This is a genomic window from Cupriavidus sp. GW822-FHT03E04, assembly GCF_058801495.1.
Map to the genome: position 1 here is coordinate 282974 of NZ_JBXANI010000005.1, position 19378 is coordinate 302351.

A 19378-nucleotide genomic window follows, 5' to 3' on the forward strand; every position below is an offset into this window, starting at 1 on the left:
GCGTGGCCGGTCAAACCAGCGCGGCTCAGCCACCCGCGCTGTCCGGCGCTTCGATGCGCAAGGTCAGGACAAAAGCCTTGGCCGGCAGTGTATCGCGTGCGGCGGGCGCCAGCATGCCGGTCTGCGCCAGCAGCGCATCGATCGAAATCGTGCCATAGCGCACCTGGGCGTCGTTGGCGCCGCAAAGCTCGCGTGCCATGAACAATCCGAGGCCGGTGCCCTGGGCGTTGCTGGTAAAGAAGGGCTCGAACAAGGTGCGCTGGTGCTCGCGCGACACCTCGACGCCATCGTTCCAGACGATCAGCTCGGCATGGTGCTGGTCCAGCGCATGGGCCAGCAGGCGGATCGCCCCGGGCAGGCGGCTGCAATAGCGCCAGGCATTGTCGAGCAGGTTGCCAAGCACCTGTTGCAACTGGGAGGCATCGAAGATGACCGGGCGCGCCACGTCCACCGTGAGTCGGATGGCATTGGCGTTGATCTCGGCCGGACGCGGCACGCGCCGCGCGCCGACCGGGTCGTGGTCGGCGGAGCGGGCGCGCATCTCCAGCCGCCAGCGGCCGACGATCTCCGGCAGCGCCTGGTTCAGGTCCACCGTGGTGCGCTCGGTGCGCGGGCGGCGCGACATCTGCAGCACGTCCGACACCACCTGGTCGAGCCGGCGCACATTATCGTGAATGATGCGCAGCAGCCGCGCATCCACGTCGCCCTCCGCGCGGCCCGCCTCGCCCGGGCGCGCGGCCCGGCGACTGGTTTCGGCCAGCAGCTCGCTGGCCTGGCTGATGGCCGCCAGCGGATTGCGGATCTGGTGTGCCACGCTGGCCACCAGGCGCCCCATGGCTGCCAGCTTCTCCTGTTGTACCTGCTCGGCGATGCGCTCCCAGCTTTCGATATGGACCAGCACCGTGTCGCGCATCTCGCTGCGCAGCAACGCCTCGTCCTCCGGGCGCCACGCCATGGCCTCGCTCTGGGCGATGGCCAGGCGCAGCCGCGCCGCCGCCTCGGGCGACAGCTCGTTCCAGGTGCCGGTGTTCATGGCGTTCTGCGCACTGAGCGAGACCGACATCGAGGACGCGAAGGTGGAGCGCAGGCTGGCCAGCCCCGGCAGCAAGAAACGCAGCCGCAGCCGCGTATGCAGGATGGGGCCGCGCCCCGAGGATGGCCGCGACGGCAGCGGCAGCAATTGCAGGATGCGGGGCGCATCGTCCTTGCTGCGCACCCAGTCGCGCAGCATTTCCATCAACGGCTGCAGGCGGGGGATCTGGCGCAGGTCGAACAGCGCATCGCGCCCATTGGCGGGCGTGTCCGTGGGCTTGCCCCGTTCGGCAGGCTGCACGCCCAGCAGCACCACCGCGGCCGGGTTGGCCGCCACCACCGCGCCGTTGGCGCGCAGCAGCATCACGCCGTCCTGCATGTCGTTGACCATCAGGCGGTTGACCAGTTGCTGCAGGCGCAGCTCCTGCTCGCGCGCCAGCGCCAGCCGCTCCTGTGCAAGCTGGCGGTTGGCCAGCAGGTACATCAGCGAGGCCGCGATCATGAAGACCAGCCCGTACAGCCCCGAGCCCAGCAAACCCGTGTCGGCCTGGCGCAACAGCAAGGTCTGCGCGAAGGGGGTACTCATCACCAGCAGCGCCGAAGCTGCCGCGGTGAACAGCGCGAACAGCAGGCTGGTAAGCGCGCCGGCCTGCAGCGCGGGCAACAAGAAGATCATGGCGAGCCCCTCGCCGCGATGGCCCTGCGCGTGAAAGATCAGGCCCAGCAGGGCGAGGTCGGCCAGCACCTGGAAGCGCACCCGCAGGTGAAAGCCGCGGCGCCACCAGAGCGTGGCGACCACCATCCCCAGCGCCACCACGGCATAGGGCACGGCCAGCGGCAGCGCGGCCAGGCCGCTGCCGAACCCGCCGCCCAGTCCGCTGCCCAGCGCCTGCGCGGCCCGCTCGGCCTCGGCGCGCTGGGCCGGCAGCCAGGCGTAGCCCAGCAGCAGCGCGGCTACGGCAAGCCGGGTCCAGCAGAAATAGCGCAGCAAGCGCCAGTGGAATTCAGGAGGTTCGGGCTGGCGCCACATCGCCGCGAGGGCGCGCCAGGCATTCAGGCGGGACCAGAACGAGGCCGGCCCGTTCATGCGGCAGGGCTGTCCGGATCGCTATCGGCCGGCAGGTGGGCGCGCCGGCAGTAGTGCAAGCCACGGTAGACGATAGCTTCGCCCTGCGGCAGATGCACCCCGCAGCGCGCGCATTGCACCATGGCTTCCTGCGGGGGGGCAGGCTGGTTGCGCACCGGCGAGCCTTGCGCGGGACCGTGCCGGGCGGCGCGGTCCTCCCGCAGGCGCGCCTGGGCGCGCTGGCGAAGCCACCAGAAACAACCCAGCACGACAGCCAGGACAAGGAAGATGCGTGCCATGCCGGCCTCAGATTCGGTGCAGTATGACTTCGATGACGAAGCGGCTGCCGACATAAGCCAGCAGCAGGATGCCGAAGGACGCAATCACCCAGCGCAGCGCGGTGCGCCCGCGCCAGCCGTAGAAGGTGCGCCCGGCCAGGATGCCCGCGAACATCGCCCACGACAGCAGCGCGAACACGGTCTTGTGGTCGAGCCGGAAGGCCCGGCCGAACAGTTGCTCGGAGAACAGCAGGCCCGACAGGATCGTCAGCGTCAGCAGCACGAAGCCGGCGCCGATCAGGCGGAACAGCAGCTTCTCCAGTGTCAGCAGCGGCGGCAGCAGGTCGAGCCAGCGGCCCACCCACTGGGCCGGCTCGCTCGCCTTGCCCACCTGGGGCGAACGGTTGAAGCCATGCAGGCGGCGCTCGGCCAGCAGCATCAGAAAGGCATGGAAGGCTGCCAGCGTGAACAGGCCATAGGCCACGTTGGCAATGATGAAGTGCAGCTTGAACAACGGCCGCGCCGCGTAGCCCAGGATCTGCGCGCCGGGAAACGCCAGCGGCATCAGGCTCGCGAGCATCGCCACCGGGACCACGATCAGCCCAAGGCCGGCCAGCGAGAAGAAGAAGCTCTCGATCCAGTAGATGCCCACGCCCAGCCAAAGCATGGCCGACAGCGCAAAGGCAAAGCCGAACACCATGCGGTCGGCCGGGAAGATGGTCTCGTGCAGCAGCAGGCCGTGGCTGGCCACCGCTGCCAGCATCAGCGCGTGCCACCAGGCCGGGCGGCCCTCGCCGCGCCCGCCGGCCCCGCCGCCGCCGTGCAGCAGCGCGGTCGCCGCCGCGCCCCCAATGGCACCGCCGTTGCCGGCAGCCGATAGCTGCGGGTTGCGCGTCGCCCAGCCGTGATAGGCCAGGCCGCAATAGAGAAGTGCCGTCAAGGCATACAGTACAATGGCCATTTGCACAGTTTACCTTAGCGCCCCGTCCCGGTGGCGCCCCGCTTGAGCCGGGCCAAGAGCCAGCCTCAAGCCTCGATCAAGCTCTATCCCCCGGACTTCTGCCATGCTGGACAATCTCACTCAACGCCTGGCGCGGGTCGTCAAGACCATGCGCGGCGAGGCTCGCCTGACCGAAGCCAATACCGCCGAAATGCTGCGCGAAGTGCGCCTGGCCATGCTGGAGGCCGATGTCGCCTTGCCGGTGGTGCGGGAATTCATCGCCCGCGTGAAGGAAAAGGCACTGGGCGAGGACGTGGTGTCCAGCCTGACGCCGGGCCAGGCGCTGGTGGGCGTGGTGCAGCGCGAGCTGACCGCCGTCATCGGCGGCGAGGAAAGCCTGTCCGCCGACAACAAGAGCGGCGAGCTGAACCTGGCGGTGCAGCCGCCCGCGATCATCCTGATGGCCGGCCTGCAGGGCGCCGGCAAGACCACCACCGTCGGCAAGCTGGCCAAGTGGCTGAAAGAAAACAAGAAGAAGAAGGTGCTGACGGTCTCGTGCGACGTCTACCGCCCCGCCGCGATCGCCCAGCTCAGGACCGTATCCGAGCAGGTCGGCGCCGATTTCTTCCCCTCCGAGCCCAACCAGAAGCCGGTGGACATCGCGCGCGCGGCAGTGGACTGGGCCCGCAAGCACTATCACGACGTGCTGATCGTCGATACGGCAGGCCGCCTGGGTATCGACGAAGCCATGATGCAGGAAATCAAAGCGCTGCACGCCGAGATCAAGCCGGTCGAAACCCTGTTCGTAGTCGACGCCATGCTGGGCCAGGACGCGGTCAACACCGCGCGCGCCTTCAATGACGCCCTGCCCCTGACCGGCGTGGTGCTGACCAAGCTGGACGGCGATGCGCGCGGCGGTGCCGCGCTGTCGGTGCGCCACATCACCGGCCGCCCGATCAAGTTCGTCGGCGTTGGCGAAAAGCTGGACGGCCTTGAGCCCTTCTACCCCGATCGCATGGCCCAGCGGATCCTGGGCATGGGCGACATCCTCGCGCTGGTCGAGGAAGCCCAGCGCGGCGTGGACATGGAAGCCGCCGAGAAGCTGGCCAAGAAGATCAAGAAGACCGGCGACTTCGACCTGGAAGACTTCAAGGCGCAGATCGGCCAGATGAAGAAGATGGGCGGCCTGGGCAGCCTGGTCGACAAGCTGCCGGCGCAGTTCGCCCAGCAGGCGCAGGGCGCCAATATGGACGTGGCCGAGAAGCAGGTGCGCCGCATGGAGGGCATCATCAACAGCATGACGGCCGCCGAGCGCGCCAAGCCCGACCTGATCAAGGCCAGCCGCAAGCGCCGCATCGCCACCGGCGCCGGCGTGCCGGTGCAGGAAGTCAACCGCCTGCTCAACCAGTTCGACCAGATGCAGAGCATGATGAAGAAGCTCAAGGGCGGCGGCATGATGAAGATGATGCGCTCGATGGGCGCGATGAAGGGCGGCATGAAGGGACTCTTCAACCGCTAAGCCGTCTGGCACGGCGGCGCCCGCTCCCCGGGCGCCGCGTCACCCGCAAAAGACAAAGACTGAGACAGGATCCACATCATGATGACCGCCGAACAGGCCCGCGAACTGTGGGCCAACTCCGAGGAAATCGTCAGCGCCGAGGCCGTCCAGGCTTCGCTGGACCGCATGGCTGGCGAGATCACGGAAAAGATGGGCGATACCTTCCCGCTGGTGCTGTCGGTGATGGGCGGCGCAGTCGTCTTCACCGGCATGCTGCTGCCCAAGCTGGCGTTCCCGCTGGAGTTCGACTACATCCACCTCTCGCGCTACAACAACAAGACGGTGGGCGGCGAGATGCAATGGCGCGTGGCGCCGCGCGAATCGGTCAAGGGCCGCACGGTGCTGGTGCTGGACGACATCCTGGACGAAGGCGAGACCATGGCGGCCATCCGCCAGCGCATCATGGACATGGGCGCGACCAATGTCTACGCCGCCGTGCTGTGCGAAAAAGTGCTGCAAAAGGCAAAGCCCATGCACCCGGACTTCTGTGGCTTCACCGTGCCTGAGCGCTATGTCTTCGGCTGCGGCATGGACGCCCACGGCTACTGGCGCAACCTGCCCGCCATCCGGGCCTTGCGCTGAGGCCTTGCGCTGAGTCCTTGCGCCCAGGCCTCGCGCTCAGTCTGCGCGTTACGGCCTGGCGCTGACGATCGGCCACAGCGAGACCAGCAGCAACAGCGCCATCGCCACGTTGAACAGGCGCAGCGCCCGGGGCTGCGCCAGCCAGCGCCGCATGGCCGAGCCGAACACGGCCCACATTGCCACGCTGGGCAGGTTGATCACGGCGAACAGGCCGGACAGCAGCAACACATTGAGCCAGACATTGCCGTGCAGCACGTAGGTACTGCACGCGCCCACCGCCATCACCCAAGCCTTGGGATTGACCCACTGGAACGCGGCCGCCGCAAGGAAGCCCATGGGCTTGCCCACCTCCTGGTCCTGGACGCCGCCCGCGGTCGCCAGCTTCCACGCCAGCCAGGTGAGATAGACCACCGCCACCACGCGCAGCACCTGCCAGGTCCACGGAAACGCGGCGAACAGCGATCCGAGCCCGAGGCCGACCACCGCCACCATCAGGCCGAAGCCGATACTGATACCCAGCACATGGGGCACTGTGCGGGCAAAGCCGAAATTCACGCCCGAAGCCAGCACCATGGTGTTGTTGGGGCCCGGGGTAATCGACGACACGAGGGCAAACGCGCAGAACGCGGCGAACACGCCGGATCCGGCAACAAGCTGGGGCACTGCCATGACTGGCTCCATCGAATACGAAAAGGAATGGAGCTAGTCTAGCCATGCAAAACTGTACAGTACCGGTACAGTTAACCAGAAAACTGGCGATACGGCTTGGCGCGTAGCCACCGCATCATGCCGCGTCATGTCGCGTTGAGCGCGTTCGCCGCCACCACCAGCGCAATCCCCCACAGCACCACGCCGGTCGCCCGCTCCACGCCCCGAACCGAGCGGGCAAAACGCGTGCGCACCAGCGGATGGCGCACGCCCCAGGCCACCAGCATGTCCCAGGCGAAGACCATGGCGAACATCCAGGCGCCGTAGCCCAGCTGTGCTGCCAGCGGCGTGCGGGTGCCGGCCAGCACCGAGAACAGGCTGGCGTAGAACAACGCATTCTTGGGATTGAGCACGGCGGACAGGAAGCCCGTCACGAGTTGCGCCGCGTACGCCGCGGGGCCAGTGCCCTGCGCTTGCTGGCTATCTTTGCCATTTTCGCCATCTGCGCCGGGCAGCGTCGTCTCGCCGCTGGCACGCAGCAGCCGCCAGCCCAGCCAGGCCAGGTACAGGCAACCCGCCCACTGCAGCAGCATGAACACGCCTTGGCTGGCGCGGGTAGCGGCCAGCCCGGTGATGGCCAGCCCGATAAACACGCCGTTTCCCAGCGCGATGCCCAGGCAGACGGCGCTGGCGCGGCCCACGCCATGCACCAGCGCGCTGCGCACTACCAGGAAAAAGTCGGGGCCCGGGCTGAGCAGTGCAAGAAAATGCGCGCCCGCCACCATGGCAAATTGGCCGAGGCCGGAATCAACAGGGAAATCCACGCCAGTCCTTTCGTGTCTTCGAATGAGCACGAAGTCTGGGCCGCGAGGGGCGGCAAGTATTGGAGAAAATTGCGCGCGGCGGCTCAGCCGCTGCGGCGCTGATAGCTGCGCGGCGTCAGCGCCACGCGCTGCTTGAAGGCGCGCTGGAAGTGGCTTTGGTCGGAAAAGCCCAGCGCCTGGGCGATCTCCGCCGGCGCCCCACCCGCGCGCAGCAGCTGGCGCGCGTGGTTGATGCGCAGATCCAGCTGGTAGGCATGCGGGGTCATGCCGAGGTCGGCCCGGAAGGCGCGGATCAACTGATAGCGGCTCATGCCGGCGCCGCGCGCCAGTTCCGCCAGCGGCAGCGGCTCCGCGTGATGCGCATGCAGGAGCGCGACCAGGCCGGCTAGCCGGGCCTCTGGCGTGACTGGCTGGCGCGGCGCGCGCACCGCCTGGCGCTGGTCGGCACCGCCGAGCAGTGCGGCCACGAAGCCGCCTAGCGCCGCTTCCTTGGTGGCCTGCGGGGCTGCGGAGAACAGCACATCGTTAAGCCGGCACAGGCCGGCATAGGTATCTGGCGCGCTGGTGACACGCACCCGCGCCAGCGCCGCGGGCAACACCGCCACGCCGCGCGCCTCCAGCACCGTGCCCACCCATGCCGGGTCCAGGTGCAGCATCTGGTAGCTCCAGCGCGCATCGGGCTCCGGATTACAGGAATGCACCTGCCCGGCCGGGATCACGACCACGTCGCCGGGCGCCAGCCGTACCGACTCGGTCCCTGTGCCAAACAGGCTATGGCCGCCATCGACGGCGCCAATCGACAAGGTGGGATGGGTATGCGGCAGGTATGCCGCGCCGCTGTCGCTGGCGCAGCGGCTCTCGACGTACGGCATGGCGGGATCGAACCAGTAGCGCGCCTGCCCTGCGGTGCTGCCGGTGCGCATCAGTCGGTCCGGTACGGGCGTTCGCGCAGCCACTTGGTGGCGATCCATTTCTCGCCCGCTTCAACGGGCAAGCCGGCATGCAGGGTACGCTCGTCCAGCGCGCCGTCGGACTTGCGATAGCTGAAATAGACCGCATTGCCCTTGACCGGCGCCACCTCCAGGCCAAGCTTGGGGAAGGCCGTGGCGCCACCCGCCGGCGGGCTGTTCAGGTAGATCACCAGGGTGGCGACGCGTTGCCCGCCGACCTTGAGCTGGCGCGCCTCGCCGGGGCGCTGCGGGTTAAAGAAATCGTAGTGCGGCTGGTACTCGCCGCCGGGCTTGTAGTTGAGGATCTGCAAGCCTTCGCCGCGGTCCGCGGCAATCCCGGTCACGGCGGCGATGCAGTCCTCGATGCGCTCGATCAGCGCATGCTCGCCGACCTGGAACATCGCGCCCAGGCTGGTGCGCGCCTCGATCAGGTTCTCGTCGCCGGTGTCGGGGTTGATCACGGGTGAGCGCGTCAGGCGGCCGCGCGCCAGCGCCACCAGGGCGTCGCATTCGGCATCGGTCAGGAGTTGCTGGTACAGGGTCACGCGCGGTGCCGCGAGCGTGAACAAGATGGGAATCTCGCGGCCGGCGAAATGCGCCGCGTTGCGGCTGCCTTGCGCGCCAGTTTGGTCACGGCCACCACCCTGGCCCCCTGCGCGCTCGGCCGGCTTGCCGATGCCCAGCTCCGCGGCCATCTCCGCGGCGTTGTCCGGCGGCGTCCCCCGCACCTCTGCCCGTGCCGCGGCGGACAGCGCCGCGGCCACCGTGGCTTGCGCGAAGGCCTGCTCGTAGCCGGACTGGCACATCGACTGCACCAGCGCCTCGGCGCCAAAGCCCTGCCCGATATGGCGCCGCAGCCAGCGCTGCAGGTCCGCCGAGGAACTGGTGTAGCCCGCCTTGCCGGCGGTGTCGCCAGTGGCACCGGTGGCGCGAGTGTTGCTCATGAGGGATTAGCCAGCCGCTGCGGCGAAAACGGGTTGCGCGCCGGCGCTTCGGGCGGCACCACGCGGCTGCGGGTGCCCGTGCCGGTTTCGGGGTCGCCGGCGACGGTGACCGTGGCTTCGGAATACTGCCAGCGCTTCCACGCTGCCAGCACCGCATTGGGATAATCGGGGCGGCCGCGGCTGCCGTTGTACCGGCCCAGCGCCAGGAACAGGTCGCCCTGCTCGCGGTCCAGGTAGTAGCGCAGGATGGTGCAGCCGTAGCGCAGGTTGCTCTGCAGGTGGAACAGCTTGCGGCTGTCGCTGTCGCCGATGCTGCGCACCCAGAAGGGCATCACCTGCATCAGCCCGCGGGCACCGGCCGAGCTGATCGCGTATTTGCGGAAATTGCTCTCGACCTGCACCAGCCCTAGCACCAGCGCCGGTTCCAGCCCGGCGCGCTTGGCCTCGTAGTAAGCGGTCTCGATCAGTTCGATGCGCACCTGCGGCTCGGGGATGCGCCCCGCGAGCCGGTGCGACATTTCTTCCAGCCACTTTAGGTAGGCCAGTTGCTCACCGCCGGTGGCAAAGGCCGGGCGCAGCGGGCGGCTGTCGGCAATGGCCGCGGCCAGCGCGCCGCGCACCGAGTCGGCCAGGTCCTCTTCCTTCTGGGCCCCGGCGTGGGCGGCGGCGCTGAGCACCAGCAGCAAGCCGGCACTGACCCGTGCCACGCCCAGGCGGCCCGGGATCAGGCCCGGCAGACGCAGCGGGTCCAGGAGGCGCATGGCGCTCAGGCGGACAACAGCCCGCGCACGTGAGCAACCACGTCCGCGACCGGCAACTGGGTGGCCTCGGCGTCGCGCCGCCCCTGGTACTCCACGCGGCCTTCCTTCAGGCCACGGTCGCCCACCACTACGCGGTGCGGCACGCCAATCAGTTCCCAGTCGGCAAACATGGCGCCGGGGCGCTCGCCGCGGTTGTCCAGGATCACATCGACGCCGGCTGCCAGCAGCTCAGCATGGATACGGTCGGCCTCGGCCTTGACGGCCTCGGAACGATCGTAGCCAACCGGGCAGACCACCACCGCGAACGGGGCGATCGAAGCGGGCCAGATGATGCCGCGCTCGTCGAAGTTCTGCTCGATGGCGGCCCCCAGGATACGGGTCACGCCAATGCCGTAGCAGCCCATCTGCATGGGCTGGGTTTTGCCGTTCTCGTCCAGGAAGGTGGCGCCCATCGATTCCGAATAGCGCGTGCCGAGCATGAACACGTGGCCGACTTCGATGCCGCGGCAGATGGCGAGCGTGCCCTTGCCGTCCGGCGAAACGTCGCCTTCCACCACATTGCGCAGGTCAGCCACCACAGGCTCGGGCAGGTCGCGGCCCCAGTTCACGCCGGTCAGGTGGTAGTCGCGCTCGTTGGCCCCGCAGACGAAGTCGCTCATGTTGGCGACCGTGCGGTCCGCCACCACGTTGACAGGCTTCTTGGCGCCGATGGGGCCCAGGTAGCCCGGGGGCGTGCCGAACGTCTCGACGATCTCGGACTCGGTCGCGAAGCGGAACTCGGCCAGGCCGGCCACCTTGGACGCCTTGATCTCGTTGAGCTCATGGTCGCCACGCAGCAGCAGCAGCCAGATCTGCACGCCGGCCTCGCCCTCGGTGGCCAGCACGATCGACTTGACCGTGCGCGCCAGCGGGATGCCAAGCAGCTCAGCCACGTGCTCGCACTTGGCCTTGCCCGGGGTGGGCGTGTTGACCATGGCTTGCGCCGGCGCGGCGCGCTGGGCCAGCAGCGGCAGGGCCTCGGCCGCTTCCATGTTGGCGGCGTAGTCCGAGTCGGGGCAGTAGACGATGGCATCTTCGCCGGTCTCGGCGATCACGTGGAACTCATGCGAGCCGGAGCCGCCGATGGCGCCGTTGTCGGCCGCGACGGCACGGAATTCCAGGCCGAAACGCTGGAAGATGCGCACGTAGGCGTCGAACATCTTGTCGTAGGACACCTTCAGGCCTGCGGCGTCACGATCGAAGGAGTAAGCGTCCTTCATGGTGAACTCGCGCCCGCGCATGATGCCAAAGCGCGGCCGGCGCTCGTCGCGGAACTTGGTCTGGATCTGGTAGAAATTGATCGGCAGTTGCTTGTAGCTGCGGATTTCGCTGCGGGCGATGTCCGTCACCACCTCTTCGGAGGTGGGCTGCACGGCAAAGTCGCGCTCGTGGCGGTCCTTCAGGCGCAGCAGCTCGGGACCCATCTTGTCCCAGCGGCCGGTTTCCTGCCACAGCTCGGCAGGCTGAATCACCGGCATCGACAGCTCGACCGCGCCGGCGCGGTTCATTTCCTCGCGCACGATGGCTTCCACCTTGCGGATCACCCGCAGGCCGACCGGCATGTAGTTATAGATGCCGGCGCCAAGCTTCTTGATCATGCCGGCTCGCATCATCAACTTGTGCGACACGATTTCCGCGTCGGAAGGGGCTTCCTTTTGGGTGGAAATGAAGAATTGCGAGGCTTTCATCCGTTGCTTTCTCGTGAGGCCATGCACGCCCTGGCAGGTGCCGGGGGCGAGATGGCGCGAATCCGTGGCGCGCGTGCATTATGCGGCGCTTTTTGCTCGGGGAAAACCAGCACCCCGTTGCACAAAGCCCCATTACGCGCTTCCTTTATAATCAACCTAATTCTAAAGGATTCGAGGTGCAGTCATGCTCGATCGTGAAGGCTTTCGCCCGAACGTCGGCATCATCCTCATCAACGCACGGAACGAGGTGTTCTGGGGCAAGCGCATCGGCGAACATTCGTGGCAGTTTCCTCAAGGCGGCATCAAATACGGCGAGACGCCGGAACAGGCGATGTACCGCGAGCTACATGAAGAAGTCGGTCTGCTGCCCGAGCATGTCAGGATTGTCGGTCGCACGCGCGACTGGCTGCGTTATGAGGTGCCGGACAAGTTCATCCGCCGCGAAATCCGCGGCCATTACAGGGGACAGAAGCAGATTTGGTTCCTGTTGCGCATGGCGGGCCGCGATTGCGACATCCGCCTGCGCGCCACCGACCATCCGGAGTTCGATGCCTGGCGCTGGAGCCATTACTGGGTCCCGCTAGACGCTGTCATCGAGTTCAAGCGCGATGTCTACCAACTCGCGCTGACCGAGTTGTCTCGCTTCCTGCAGCGCAATACCCGCGCGCCGCTGAGCCCCTACGGCACCCATGGCCGGCACGGTTCGGTGCGCGCAGGTTATGCTCGCGCGGGGCTGGACGAGCATCCCGACAGCGTTCCGGACCTGGTGCATCAGGACCTGGCCCACGATCCGGGCCCAATTTCGCCGGCCCAGCCGGCGTCCACAGAACGGAGTACCGATGATTGATTTTGCCGGCCGCGGCTTGCGCCCGAGCCTGCCCGCCGCCTGCTTGCTGGCTGCAACCCTTTGCCTTGGCCTGGCCGGCTGCGGCAGCACGTCCAAGCCGCAGCATGTGCCCATGCCGGACGAGTCCGAGGATTACACGCCGAAGAAGGAGTTCAGCATCCTCGACCCGTTCGCCGCGAAGGAATTCAGGGAAGTGGAGACGGCGCTGCCTGCGCCGCCGCAGGATGCGGACCTGATCCCGTTCGAAGTCAGCCCCGCCGGCAACTTTACCTTCGCCGTCGATGGCAAGTCCGTGGTCGTGGGCGCGGATGGCGCCGTGCGTTATACGGTGGTCATCACCGGTGCCAGCGGCATGCGCAATGTGAGCTTCGAGGCCGTGCGCTGCGACACCTTCGAGCGCAAGATGTACGCCACCTTGCCCAGGGGCGCGACCGAGTGGGTCCGCAACCGCTCCGACGACCGCGATGGCTGGGTCCAGCTGGCAGGCATCGCGCGCAATAACTATGGTGCGGCGCTGGCCAAGGATTTCCTGTGCGAGGGCCGCTCAGCGGCAGGCAGGGCGCAGGACATCGTCAAGGAATTGCGTGGCGAAGCGCCGCGCAAGAGCGCGATCACACGTTGATGGCGGCAACGGCGCGGTAGTACGGCGCCTGACGATGCAAAAAAGCCCGCGATCGCTCGCGGGCTTTTTTGCATCGTACCTCGGAACAATCTGTCCGTTCAGACCAGTACCAGGTTGTCCCGGTGGATCAGCTCGTGCTCGTTCTGGTGGCCAAGCACCCGCTCGATCTCGGACGAGGGCTTGCGTGCGATCAGCTTGGCTTCCGAGCTGGCGTAGTTGGTGATGCCGCGCGCCACCTCATGGCCCGCCGCGTCGATGCAGGCAATGACCTCGCCACGCGCGAACTCACCCTGCACTTCCACCACGCCGATCGGCAGCAGCGACTTGCCGCCGCTGGTGAGCTTGTCCACCGCGCCGGCATCGATCATCACCCGCCCGCGCAGCTGCAGGTGGTCGGCCATCCATTGCTTGCGCGCCGTCAGGCGCCCAGTGGGGGCCAGCAGTTGCGTGCCGATGCCTTCGCCCCCGGCCAGCCGCTCCAGCACATTGGCTTCGCGCCCGGAAGCGATCACGGTATGCGCGCCCGACTTGGCGGCGCGCTTGGCGGCCAGGATCTTGGTCAGCATGCCGCCGCGGCCAATCGACGTGCCGGCGCCGCCGGCCATGGCTTCGAGCTCCACTGCACCAGCCAGCGCCTCGTCGACGAACTCGGCCTGCGGGTTGCTGCGGGGGTCGGCGGTATAGAGGCCCCGCTGGTCGGTCAGGATCACCAGCGCGTCGCCTTCAATCAGGTTGGTGACAAGCGCACCCAGGGTATCGTTGTCGCCGAACTTGATTTCGTCGGTGACCACGGTGTCGTTCTCGTTGATGATGGGCACGACACCCAGCGACAGCAGCGTCAGCAGGGTCGAGCGCGCATTGAGGTAGCGCTCGCGGTCAGCCAGGTCGGCGTGGGTCAGCAACACCTGGGCGGTGCGGATGCCGTAGCGGCCGAACTGGCTTTCGTAGACCTGGGCCAGGCCCATCTGGCCCACTGCCGCGGCGGCCTGCAGTTCGTGGATTTCCTTTGGGCGGCGCACCCAGCCGAGGCGCTGCATGCCTTCGGCGATGGCGCCGGAGCTGACCAGCACGACTTCCTTGCCGGCCATGCGCAGCTTGGCGATCTGTGCTGCCCAACGGGCGATTGCCTCGTGATCGAGGCCCTTGCCGTCGTTGGTCACCAGGCTGGACCCAACCTTCACGACGATACGTTTTGCCTGGGCGATGACCGATTGCATGGCGGGAATCCTGTCTGCTGGGTGCTGCTGTTTTTGTCGTTAGTTCTGCTCGCCGCCGGACTGGTCGACGTTGTGCAGGCGGTCATCCAGGCGGATGTCCGGCTCTGCCAGCGCGGCGACTTCCTCGGCCTTGATCGCGGCCAGGTGATCCTTGATCGCGTAGATCAGTTCACGGCAGCCTTCGCCGGTCAGGGCGGAGATGCGGAACACCGGGCCCTTCCACTTGTAGCGCTTGACGAAGTCCTTGACGCGCGCATCGCGCTCTTCCTCGGGCACCACGTCCAACTTGTTCAGTACCAGCCAGCGCGGCTTTTCGTACAGGCTTTCGTCGTACTTCTTCAGCTCGTTGACGATGGCGCGGGCTTCGGCCACCGGGTCCACGGCTTCATCGAACGGCGCCAGGTCGACGATATGCAGCAACAGCCCTGTGCGCTGCAAGTGGCGCAGGAACTGATGGCCCAGCCCGGCGCCTTCCGCAGCGCCTTCAATCAGGCCGGGGATGTCGGCCACCACAAAGGACTGCTCGTGATCGACCCGCACCACGCCCAGGTTGGGATGCAGGGTGGTGAAGGGGTAATCGGCCACCTTCGGGCGCGCATTGGAAATGTGCGAGATAAAGGTCGACTTGCCGGCATTCGGCATGCCCAGCAGGCCCACGTCGGCCAGCACCTTGAGCTCCAGCTTGATCATGCGGCGCTCGCCCGGCTTGCCGTCCACCTGCTGGCGGGGCGCGCGGTTGGTACTGGACTTGAAGTGCAGGTTACCCCAGCCGCCCAGGCCACCCTCGGCCAGGCAAACGGTCTGGCCATGCTCGGTCAGGTCGGCGATCAGCTCGCCGGAATCCATGTCGAGGATCTGCGTGCCGACCGGCATGCGCAGGTTCACATCTTCGCCGCCCGCGCCATAGCAATCGGCGCCCCGGCCATTCTCGCCGTTGCGCGCCACGTGCTTCTTGGCGTAGCGGAAGTCGATGAGCGTGTTGATGTTGCGGTCGGCCACCGCGTAGACGCTGCCGCCGCTGCCGCCGTCGCCACCGTCGGGGCCACCGAAGGGCACAAATTTCTCGCGCCGCATCGATGCGCTGCCATTGCCGCCGTTGCCGGCGATGACTTCAATTCTGGCTTCGTCGATGAACTTCATGATGACCTTCCGTGGTGTAGCGACCGCAAAGCGCGCGCCCGGCCGGGATGGCAAGGCCGCGGGCGCGGCGAATGGCAACAATGACATTGTCGCCAGAAAAGAAAAAGCCCCGCAAGTACTGCGGGGCCTTCATGCTGCAAAGGCTGTGATCAGACTGCCGGAACGACGCTGACCTGCTGCTTCTTGGCAGCGCCCTTGACGGCGAACTGCACGTGGCCGTCGACGAGAGCAAAGAGGGTGTGATCCTTGCCAATGCCAACGTTATCGCCCGGGTGCACGCGGGTACCGCGCTGACGCACGATGATGCTGCCGGCGTTGATGGCCTGACCACCAAACACCTTGACGCCCAGACGCTTCGATTCGGAATCGCGGCCGTTCCGTGTGGAACCGCCGCCCTTTTTCTGTGCCATGACTAACTCCTGTCGCTTTACTTTACCTAGTTACGCTTGAATTCGATTTCGATAAGGACTGAGCGCTGGCTCAGCCAATGATCTCTTCGATGCGCAGCTCGGTGTAATTTTGACGATGGCCTTGACGCTTTTGATAGTGCTTGCGACGGCGCATCTTGAAGATCTTCACCTTATCGTGACGACCTTGGGAGATAACGGTAGCCTTGACGGAAGCCCCGCTAACCAGCGGCGTACCAAACTTGAGTTGGTCGCCTGCGCCCACTGCGAGCACCTGGTCGAGCGTGATTTCTGCGCCAATGTCTGCCGGTATCTGTTCTACTTTAAGTTTTTCGCCAGCAGCAACCTTATATTGCTTGCCGCCGGTTTTTACGACCGCGTACATTGTCGAACCTCTCGATGTGAAATAAAACGCCGAAAGCCAACGCCGGCGCGCCCTTGCGTCCGTTTCATCCCGATCCAAGCAACTACCAGGACAGGGAAAACAGACAAGCCGGACGGCCCAATTGGCCCGGTTATCTCCCACCAGCGCATCTGCAGACAACACAAAGCGGCCGGAGGAAACCCACGATTCTATACCAAAGCCGGGAAAAGTACAAAGAAAACAGACACATAGCCTGCCCGGCGCCGCGTGGCGCCGCCTGAAGCACTTCTCCGCCCACCCAGGTCAGATCAGATCCGCGAGCAGGAAACCCGCCAGGGCGGCGAAAGCTGCCCACAGTGCGGTGCGCCGGAGCTGGCGGCGCGAGGAGGAAGGTGGCTGGGTCATGGCGGCATTATAGGTGCACGGGACTGCCACGCCCGCTTTGCGCGCGCAGCGCCCGCGCGCCTTGTCGCACCCCCCGTTCAGGGGACATACATACACCCGCATCGCTTATAATCGGCGGGTTTTGCGTAACGGTGAACATCTTGTCCCAGTCTTCCGCCACTGCCTTGCTTGCCCCGGTCGCTGCCGACATGCGCGCCGTTGATTCGGTTATCCGCCAGCGCCTCGCTTCGGAAGTGCCCCTGATCGAACAGATCGGCGAGTACATCATCAGTGCGGGCGGCAAGCGCCTGCGCCCGGTGATCCTGCTGCTGTCCGCACGGGCCTTCGGTTACGACGGCAACCGGCACCACGAACTGGCCGCGGTGGTCGAGTTCATCCATACCGCCACGCTGCTGCACGACGACGTCGTCGACGAGTCGGAGCTGCGCCGCGGCCGCCAGACCGCCAACGCGGTCTTCGGCAACGCCGCGAGCGTGCTGGTAGGCGACTTCCTCTATTCCCGCGCCTTCCAGATGATGGTGGACGCCGGCAGCATGCGCATTATGGAGATCCTCTCCAATGCCACCAATGTGATCGCCGAAGGCGAAGTGCTGCAGTTGCTGAACATGCACGATCCCGAGGTCACGGTGGAGCGCTACCTGCAAGTGATCCGCTACAAGACCGCCAAGCTGTTCGAAGCCTCGGCCCAGCTCGGCGCTGTGCTGGCCGGTGCGGACGCGGCCACCGAAGAAGCTGCCGCGGAATACGGACGGCGCATCGGCACCGCGTTCCAGTTGATCGACGACATGCTGGACTACACCGCCAGCGCCGAGCAGATGGGCAAGAATGCCGGCGACGACCTGCGTGAAGGCAAGCCCACCCTGCCGCTGCTGCACCTGCTCGAGCACGGCACCGCGGAGCAACGCACGCTGGCTCGCGAAGCCATCGTGCAAGGCGGCACCGAGCATTTCGATGCGGTGTTCACCGCGATCCACGCCAGCGGCGCGCTCGATGTCACCTTCCAGGCAGCCCAGCGCGAAGCCGAAGCTGCGGAGAAGGCCGCCCAGCAGTTCCCCGACTCGCCACTGAAGCAAACGCTGATCGACCTGTGCGCATTCTCGCTGCAACGGCAGTCCTGATGCCAAGGCGCCCCGCGCCGGCGCCCTCTTCCATTCCGGAAAAAAGGCTGCTACACTTGTGTGCTTTCGCGCTGCAGCAGTAATTAAGCAGGCAACGCAGAGAAAAACAAACGGGGTGTAGCTTAGCCTGGTAGAGCGCTACGTTCGGGACGTAGAGGCCGGAGGTTCGAATCCTCTCACCCCGACCAAAATTAAAGAGCCGAATCAACGAGTTAGTTGATTCGGCTCTTTGTCTTTATGCATGGCAGTTTAGAGTAAATTCCGCCTTTCACTGTCCCAAGAGTGTCCCACGTGGTCAACCGCTGTCCCTTGGGGATTGACGGGTGGCGTAGTCTGCTCTATCTTACTGTTCATGATCACATTGTGTGGCTGGCGTGGTGATGTGGATTAGTGGCCCTCACCCGGTGAAATAGGAATTGGCCCAGCAAGTCCCTCGCGCGACAAAGCGATAGCGCGATACTCACACAAGATTGCCCGGCGTAACCGCCCGAGGTCGTGTAGTCCCTTGCGATGATCGTGGTGCCCAGGACCACCAAGGGAACCTGAAACGGGCGCCGTGTGCCATTCCTCCCGTAGGTTTCAGTCCCTAAGTTAAAGCACTCATTCCAAAGATAGATCGCTGCAAGGGCCTCATCGGTCCACCTGCATCTATGGATGAGCCATGCCCATTCCCGCGTTGCCGGAGTCACTGTCCGGCCAGCATGTTACTGCTACCCCAATTGTCCGAATCCTGTTCATCGAGCAGCTCTCCGAACTTATCGGCAAGAGCGCGACATCGATCCGAACGTTTGCCACGAACGAAAAGTACCAGCACTTGATCCCTCGGCCCTTCAAGATGCCTCATAGCAGGCGTCTTTGTTGGTACGAGCGCGAAGTGATTGCATGGATCGACTCGTACAGACCTGCGGAGCCGCCGCCCCCAAAACGTCCTCGCGGGTGCCCTACCAAGGCGGAGCAGCTTACCCGGCAGCGCTGGGCTGCAACCCAATCCCCAGCGCGGTAAGTCATGGAGGCGCTGTCCACGGCGATCAGCCGTATACATGAGCTCGCCAGCCAAGCGGAGGCGCGACTCGAAGCCAAGCAAGCTGAAGCTCCGAGGCAGTGGTTCTTGCCAGGCATGGAAGAGCCAAGGCGGGCAATTCCCAACCATATAGCCCGCTCTTGCCTCTTTGCACCGATCAGGCGTGGGAGGCGCGCCATGCATAACAAGACCACCCTGGCTAGCCGTAAGGATGTATGCATCATGTACAGCGGCCAGCAACTTGACGAAGCCGACTGCGACGTTTTCCTTCAACTACTGTTCGAGGCCCGTGGCTTCCCGCTTGGCCATCGGGTCTATATCAAGCGCGCGAAGTTTCTCCAATCAATGGGCAGGAAGACTGGCAAACACGACTATGAATGGCTGCACGGTGCCTTTGGCCGCCTGTTCACTGGTGCGCTGTTCATCGAATCGAAGCGCTATAGGGTGGGCATCGATTCCAGGCGGGTGCAGGATTGGATGCACCTGGTCGACCGCGTGCGCTTCGATGAGGAGGAAGACTCCTACTACTTTGAGATCGACCCGCGCATCTTCACGCTGTTCAGTAACCGCGAATACGCCCTAATAGACTGGGAGAAACGGCTCCAGTTAGGCAGCATGGCAAAGTGGCTGCAATGCCTGGTTGCTGCGTCTGCGGACCCAGTACAAAGATACCGCATCACCGAGTTAAAGGAATGGATGGCCTACACTGGCCGCTTGTATGACTTCCGCATGAAGAGCCTGCCAGCCGCACTTGAGGAGCTGAAACGACTGGAAATCATCGCTGCACCACGCATCGAGAAAGGCAGCAAGGGCTTGCTGCTGGCCGTGTGGACAAAGGTACCGGGGCATCGGGATAAGATCGCTCGCCCTTCGGGACAAGATCGCGCTCCATCGGGACAACATCGCTACTTGTCGGGATAAGATCGC

19 protein-coding genes and 1 tRNA gene are annotated in these 19378 nt (G+C 65.7%); 7 read left to right on the forward strand and 13 right to left on the reverse strand.

What is annotated here, in order from left to right:
• Positions 1-25 precede the first annotated feature (25 nt).
• The 3 genes from AC1RQC_RS08835 to AC1RQC_RS08845 are packed head-to-tail and all read right to left on the reverse strand — an operon-like array spanning position 26 to position 3337.
• Positions 26-2119 carry a sensor histidine kinase gene (locus AC1RQC_RS08835; RefSeq protein WP_492374675.1) on the reverse strand — a complete coding sequence of 698 codons (2094 nt, stop codon included), beginning with the start codon at positions 2117-2119 and terminating at the stop codon, positions 26-28.
• Complete coding sequence (locus tag AC1RQC_RS08840) at positions 2116-2397, reverse strand: PP0621 family protein (protein WP_492882973.1); 282 nt, start codon at positions 2395-2397, stop codon at positions 2116-2118. Before AC1RQC_RS08840 ends, AC1RQC_RS08835 begins: the two co-directional genes overlap by 4 nt.
• Positions 2398-2404: 7 nt before the next feature.
• Positions 2405-3337: a cytochrome C assembly family protein gene (locus tag AC1RQC_RS08845; RefSeq protein ID WP_416049726.1), complete on the reverse strand. Its 933-nt coding sequence runs from the start codon at positions 3335-3337 to the stop codon at positions 2405-2407.
• A gap of 103 nt (positions 3338-3440) precedes the next feature.
• Here AC1RQC_RS08845 and ffh point away from each other — a divergent pair, with 103 nt between their 5' ends.
• Positions 3441-4835, forward strand: a complete 1395-nt coding sequence (gene ffh / locus AC1RQC_RS08850) for a signal recognition particle protein (RefSeq protein WP_492374677.1) — start codon at positions 3441-3443, stop codon at positions 4833-4835.
• A 78-nt stretch (positions 4836-4913) separates the two neighbouring features.
• Complete coding sequence (locus tag AC1RQC_RS08855) at positions 4914-5456, forward strand: hypoxanthine-guanine phosphoribosyltransferase (RefSeq protein ID WP_017224402.1); 543 nt, start codon at positions 4914-4916, stop codon at positions 5454-5456.
• A 48-nt stretch (positions 5457-5504) separates the two neighbouring features.
• Here AC1RQC_RS08855 and AC1RQC_RS08860 read toward each other — a convergent pair whose 3' ends face one another.
• From AC1RQC_RS08860 to AC1RQC_RS08885, 6 genes are all read right to left on the reverse strand, one after another.
• A complete protein-coding gene (locus tag AC1RQC_RS08860) occupies positions 5505-6125 on the reverse strand; it encodes a LysE family translocator (RefSeq protein ID WP_492374678.1) in 621 nt (206 codons plus the stop codon).
• A gap of 125 nt (positions 6126-6250) precedes the next feature.
• Positions 6251-6928, reverse strand: a complete 678-nt coding sequence (locus AC1RQC_RS08865; RefSeq protein WP_492374679.1) for a LysE family translocator — start codon at positions 6926-6928, stop codon at positions 6251-6253.
• A gap of 83 nt (positions 6929-7011) precedes the next feature.
• Positions 7012-7851, reverse strand: coding sequence for a helix-turn-helix domain-containing protein (locus AC1RQC_RS08870; protein WP_492808042.1), 840 nt, complete (start codon positions 7849-7851; stop codon positions 7012-7014).
• The gene (locus AC1RQC_RS08875) at positions 7851-8822 is read right to left on the reverse strand and encodes a 2OG-Fe(II) oxygenase (RefSeq protein ID WP_492387143.1); all 972 of its coding nucleotides are present in this window, start codon (positions 8820-8822) and stop codon (positions 7851-7853) included. The genes AC1RQC_RS08870 and AC1RQC_RS08875 overlap by 1 nt, the downstream gene beginning before the upstream one ends.
• Positions 8819-9583, reverse strand: a complete 765-nt coding sequence (locus tag AC1RQC_RS08880) for a lytic transglycosylase domain-containing protein (protein WP_492374682.1) — start codon at positions 9581-9583, stop codon at positions 8819-8821. The genes AC1RQC_RS08875 and AC1RQC_RS08880 overlap by 4 nt, the downstream gene beginning before the upstream one ends.
• A 5-nt stretch (positions 9584-9588) precedes the next feature.
• Positions 9589-11310, reverse strand: coding sequence for a proline--tRNA ligase (locus AC1RQC_RS08885; RefSeq protein ID WP_492374683.1), 1722 nt, complete (start codon positions 11308-11310; stop codon positions 9589-9591).
• Positions 11311-11494: 184 nt separating this feature from the next.
• Between AC1RQC_RS08885 and AC1RQC_RS08890 the strand changes: the two genes are divergently transcribed.
• Positions 11495-12157 carry an RNA pyrophosphohydrolase gene (locus AC1RQC_RS08890; RefSeq protein WP_043349734.1) on the forward strand — a complete coding sequence of 221 codons (663 nt, stop codon included), beginning with the start codon at positions 11495-11497 and terminating at the stop codon, positions 12155-12157.
• Positions 12150-12779, forward strand: coding sequence for a CNP1-like family protein (locus AC1RQC_RS08895; protein ID WP_492374684.1), 630 nt, complete (start codon positions 12150-12152; stop codon positions 12777-12779). Before AC1RQC_RS08890 ends, AC1RQC_RS08895 begins: the two co-directional genes overlap by 8 nt.
• A 98-nt stretch (positions 12780-12877) precedes the next feature.
• Here AC1RQC_RS08895 and proB read toward each other — a convergent pair whose 3' ends face one another.
• From proB to rplU, 4 genes are all read right to left on the reverse strand, one after another.
• Positions 12878-13996 (reverse strand): glutamate 5-kinase, encoded by a 1119-nt coding sequence (gene proB, locus AC1RQC_RS08900; protein WP_309403639.1) that lies wholly within the window; start codon positions 13994-13996, stop codon positions 12878-12880.
• Positions 13997-14035: 39 nt separating this feature from the next.
• The gene (gene obgE / locus AC1RQC_RS08905; RefSeq protein WP_441633931.1) at positions 14036-15136 is read right to left on the reverse strand and encodes a GTPase ObgE; all 1101 of its coding nucleotides are present in this window, start codon (positions 15134-15136) and stop codon (positions 14036-14038) included.
• A 149-nt stretch (positions 15137-15285) separates the two neighbouring features.
• Positions 15286-15546, reverse strand: a complete 261-nt coding sequence (rpmA, locus tag AC1RQC_RS08910; protein WP_006162509.1) for a 50S ribosomal protein L27 — start codon at positions 15544-15546, stop codon at positions 15286-15288.
• A gap of 70 nt (positions 15547-15616) precedes the next feature.
• On the reverse strand, positions 15617-15928 hold the full coding sequence (gene rplU / locus AC1RQC_RS08915; RefSeq protein WP_006162510.1) for a 50S ribosomal protein L21: 312 nt from the start codon (positions 15926-15928) through the stop codon (positions 15617-15619).
• A 572-nt stretch (positions 15929-16500) separates the two neighbouring features.
• On the opposite strand from rplU, the gene ispB reads away from it, so the two are divergent.
• From ispB to trfA, 3 genes are all read left to right on the forward strand, one after another.
• Positions 16501-17430: an octaprenyl diphosphate synthase gene (ispB, locus tag AC1RQC_RS08920; RefSeq protein ID WP_492374687.1), complete on the forward strand. Its 930-nt coding sequence runs from the start codon at positions 16501-16503 to the stop codon at positions 17428-17430.
• Positions 17431-17541: 111 nt separating this feature from the next.
• Positions 17542-17618: transfer RNA gene (locus tag AC1RQC_RS08925), tRNA-Pro, on the forward strand.
• Positions 17619-18547: 929 nt separating this feature from the next.
• Positions 18548-19372 carry a plasmid replication initiator TrfA gene (gene trfA / locus AC1RQC_RS08930; protein ID WP_492883018.1) on the forward strand — a complete coding sequence of 275 codons (825 nt, stop codon included), beginning with the start codon at positions 18548-18550 and terminating at the stop codon, positions 19370-19372.
• The last annotated feature ends 6 nt before the right edge of the window (positions 19373-19378 follow it).

Bases quoted from the DNA above. Each gene is read 5' to 3' on its own strand.
- AC1RQC_RS08835 (WP_492374675.1), bottom strand. From the start codon at position 2,119: ATGAACGGGCCGGCCTCGTTCTGGTCCCGCCTGAATGCCTGGCGCGCC.
- AC1RQC_RS08840 (WP_492882973.1), bottom strand. From the start codon at position 2,397: ATGGCACGCATCTTCCTTGTCCTGGCTGTCGTGCTGGGTTGTTTCTGG.
- AC1RQC_RS08845 (WP_416049726.1), bottom strand. From the start codon at position 3,337: ATGGCCATTGTACTGTATGCCTTGACGGCACTTCTCTATTGCGGCCTG.
- ffh (WP_492374677.1), top strand. From the start codon at position 3,441: ATGCTGGACAATCTCACTCAACGCCTGGCGCGGGTCGTCAAGACCATG.
- AC1RQC_RS08855 (WP_017224402.1), top strand. From the start codon at position 4,914: ATGATGACCGCCGAACAGGCCCGCGAACTGTGGGCCAACTCCGAGGAA.
- AC1RQC_RS08860 (WP_492374678.1), bottom strand. From the start codon at position 6,125: ATGGCAGTGCCCCAGCTTGTTGCCGGATCCGGCGTGTTCGCCGCGTTC.
- AC1RQC_RS08870 (WP_492808042.1), bottom strand. From the start codon at position 7,851: ATGCGCACCGGCAGCACCGCAGGGCAGGCGCGCTACTGGTTCGATCCC.
- AC1RQC_RS08875 (WP_492387143.1), bottom strand. From the start codon at position 8,822: ATGAGCAACACTCGCGCCACCGGTGCCACTGGCGACACCGCCGGCAAG.
- AC1RQC_RS08880 (WP_492374682.1), bottom strand. From the start codon at position 9,583: ATGCGCCTCCTGGACCCGCTGCGTCTGCCGGGCCTGATCCCGGGCCGC.
- AC1RQC_RS08885 (WP_492374683.1), bottom strand. From the start codon at position 11,310: ATGAAAGCCTCGCAATTCTTCATTTCCACCCAAAAGGAAGCCCCTTCC.
- AC1RQC_RS08890 (WP_043349734.1), top strand. From the start codon at position 11,495: ATGCTCGATCGTGAAGGCTTTCGCCCGAACGTCGGCATCATCCTCATC.
- AC1RQC_RS08895 (WP_492374684.1), top strand. From the start codon at position 12,150: ATGATTGATTTTGCCGGCCGCGGCTTGCGCCCGAGCCTGCCCGCCGCC.
- proB (WP_309403639.1), bottom strand. From the start codon at position 13,996: ATGCAATCGGTCATCGCCCAGGCAAAACGTATCGTCGTGAAGGTTGGG.
- obgE (WP_441633931.1), bottom strand. From the start codon at position 15,136: ATGAAGTTCATCGACGAAGCCAGAATTGAAGTCATCGCCGGCAACGGC.
- rpmA (WP_006162509.1), bottom strand. From the start codon at position 15,546: ATGGCACAGAAAAAGGGCGGCGGTTCCACACGGAACGGCCGCGATTCC.
- rplU (WP_006162510.1), bottom strand. From the start codon at position 15,928: ATGTACGCGGTCGTAAAAACCGGCGGCAAGCAATATAAGGTTGCTGCT.
- ispB (WP_492374687.1), top strand. From the start codon at position 16,501: ATGCGCGCCGTTGATTCGGTTATCCGCCAGCGCCTCGCTTCGGAAGTG.
- trfA (WP_492883018.1), top strand. From the start codon at position 18,548: ATGGAAGAGCCAAGGCGGGCAATTCCCAACCATATAGCCCGCTCTTGC.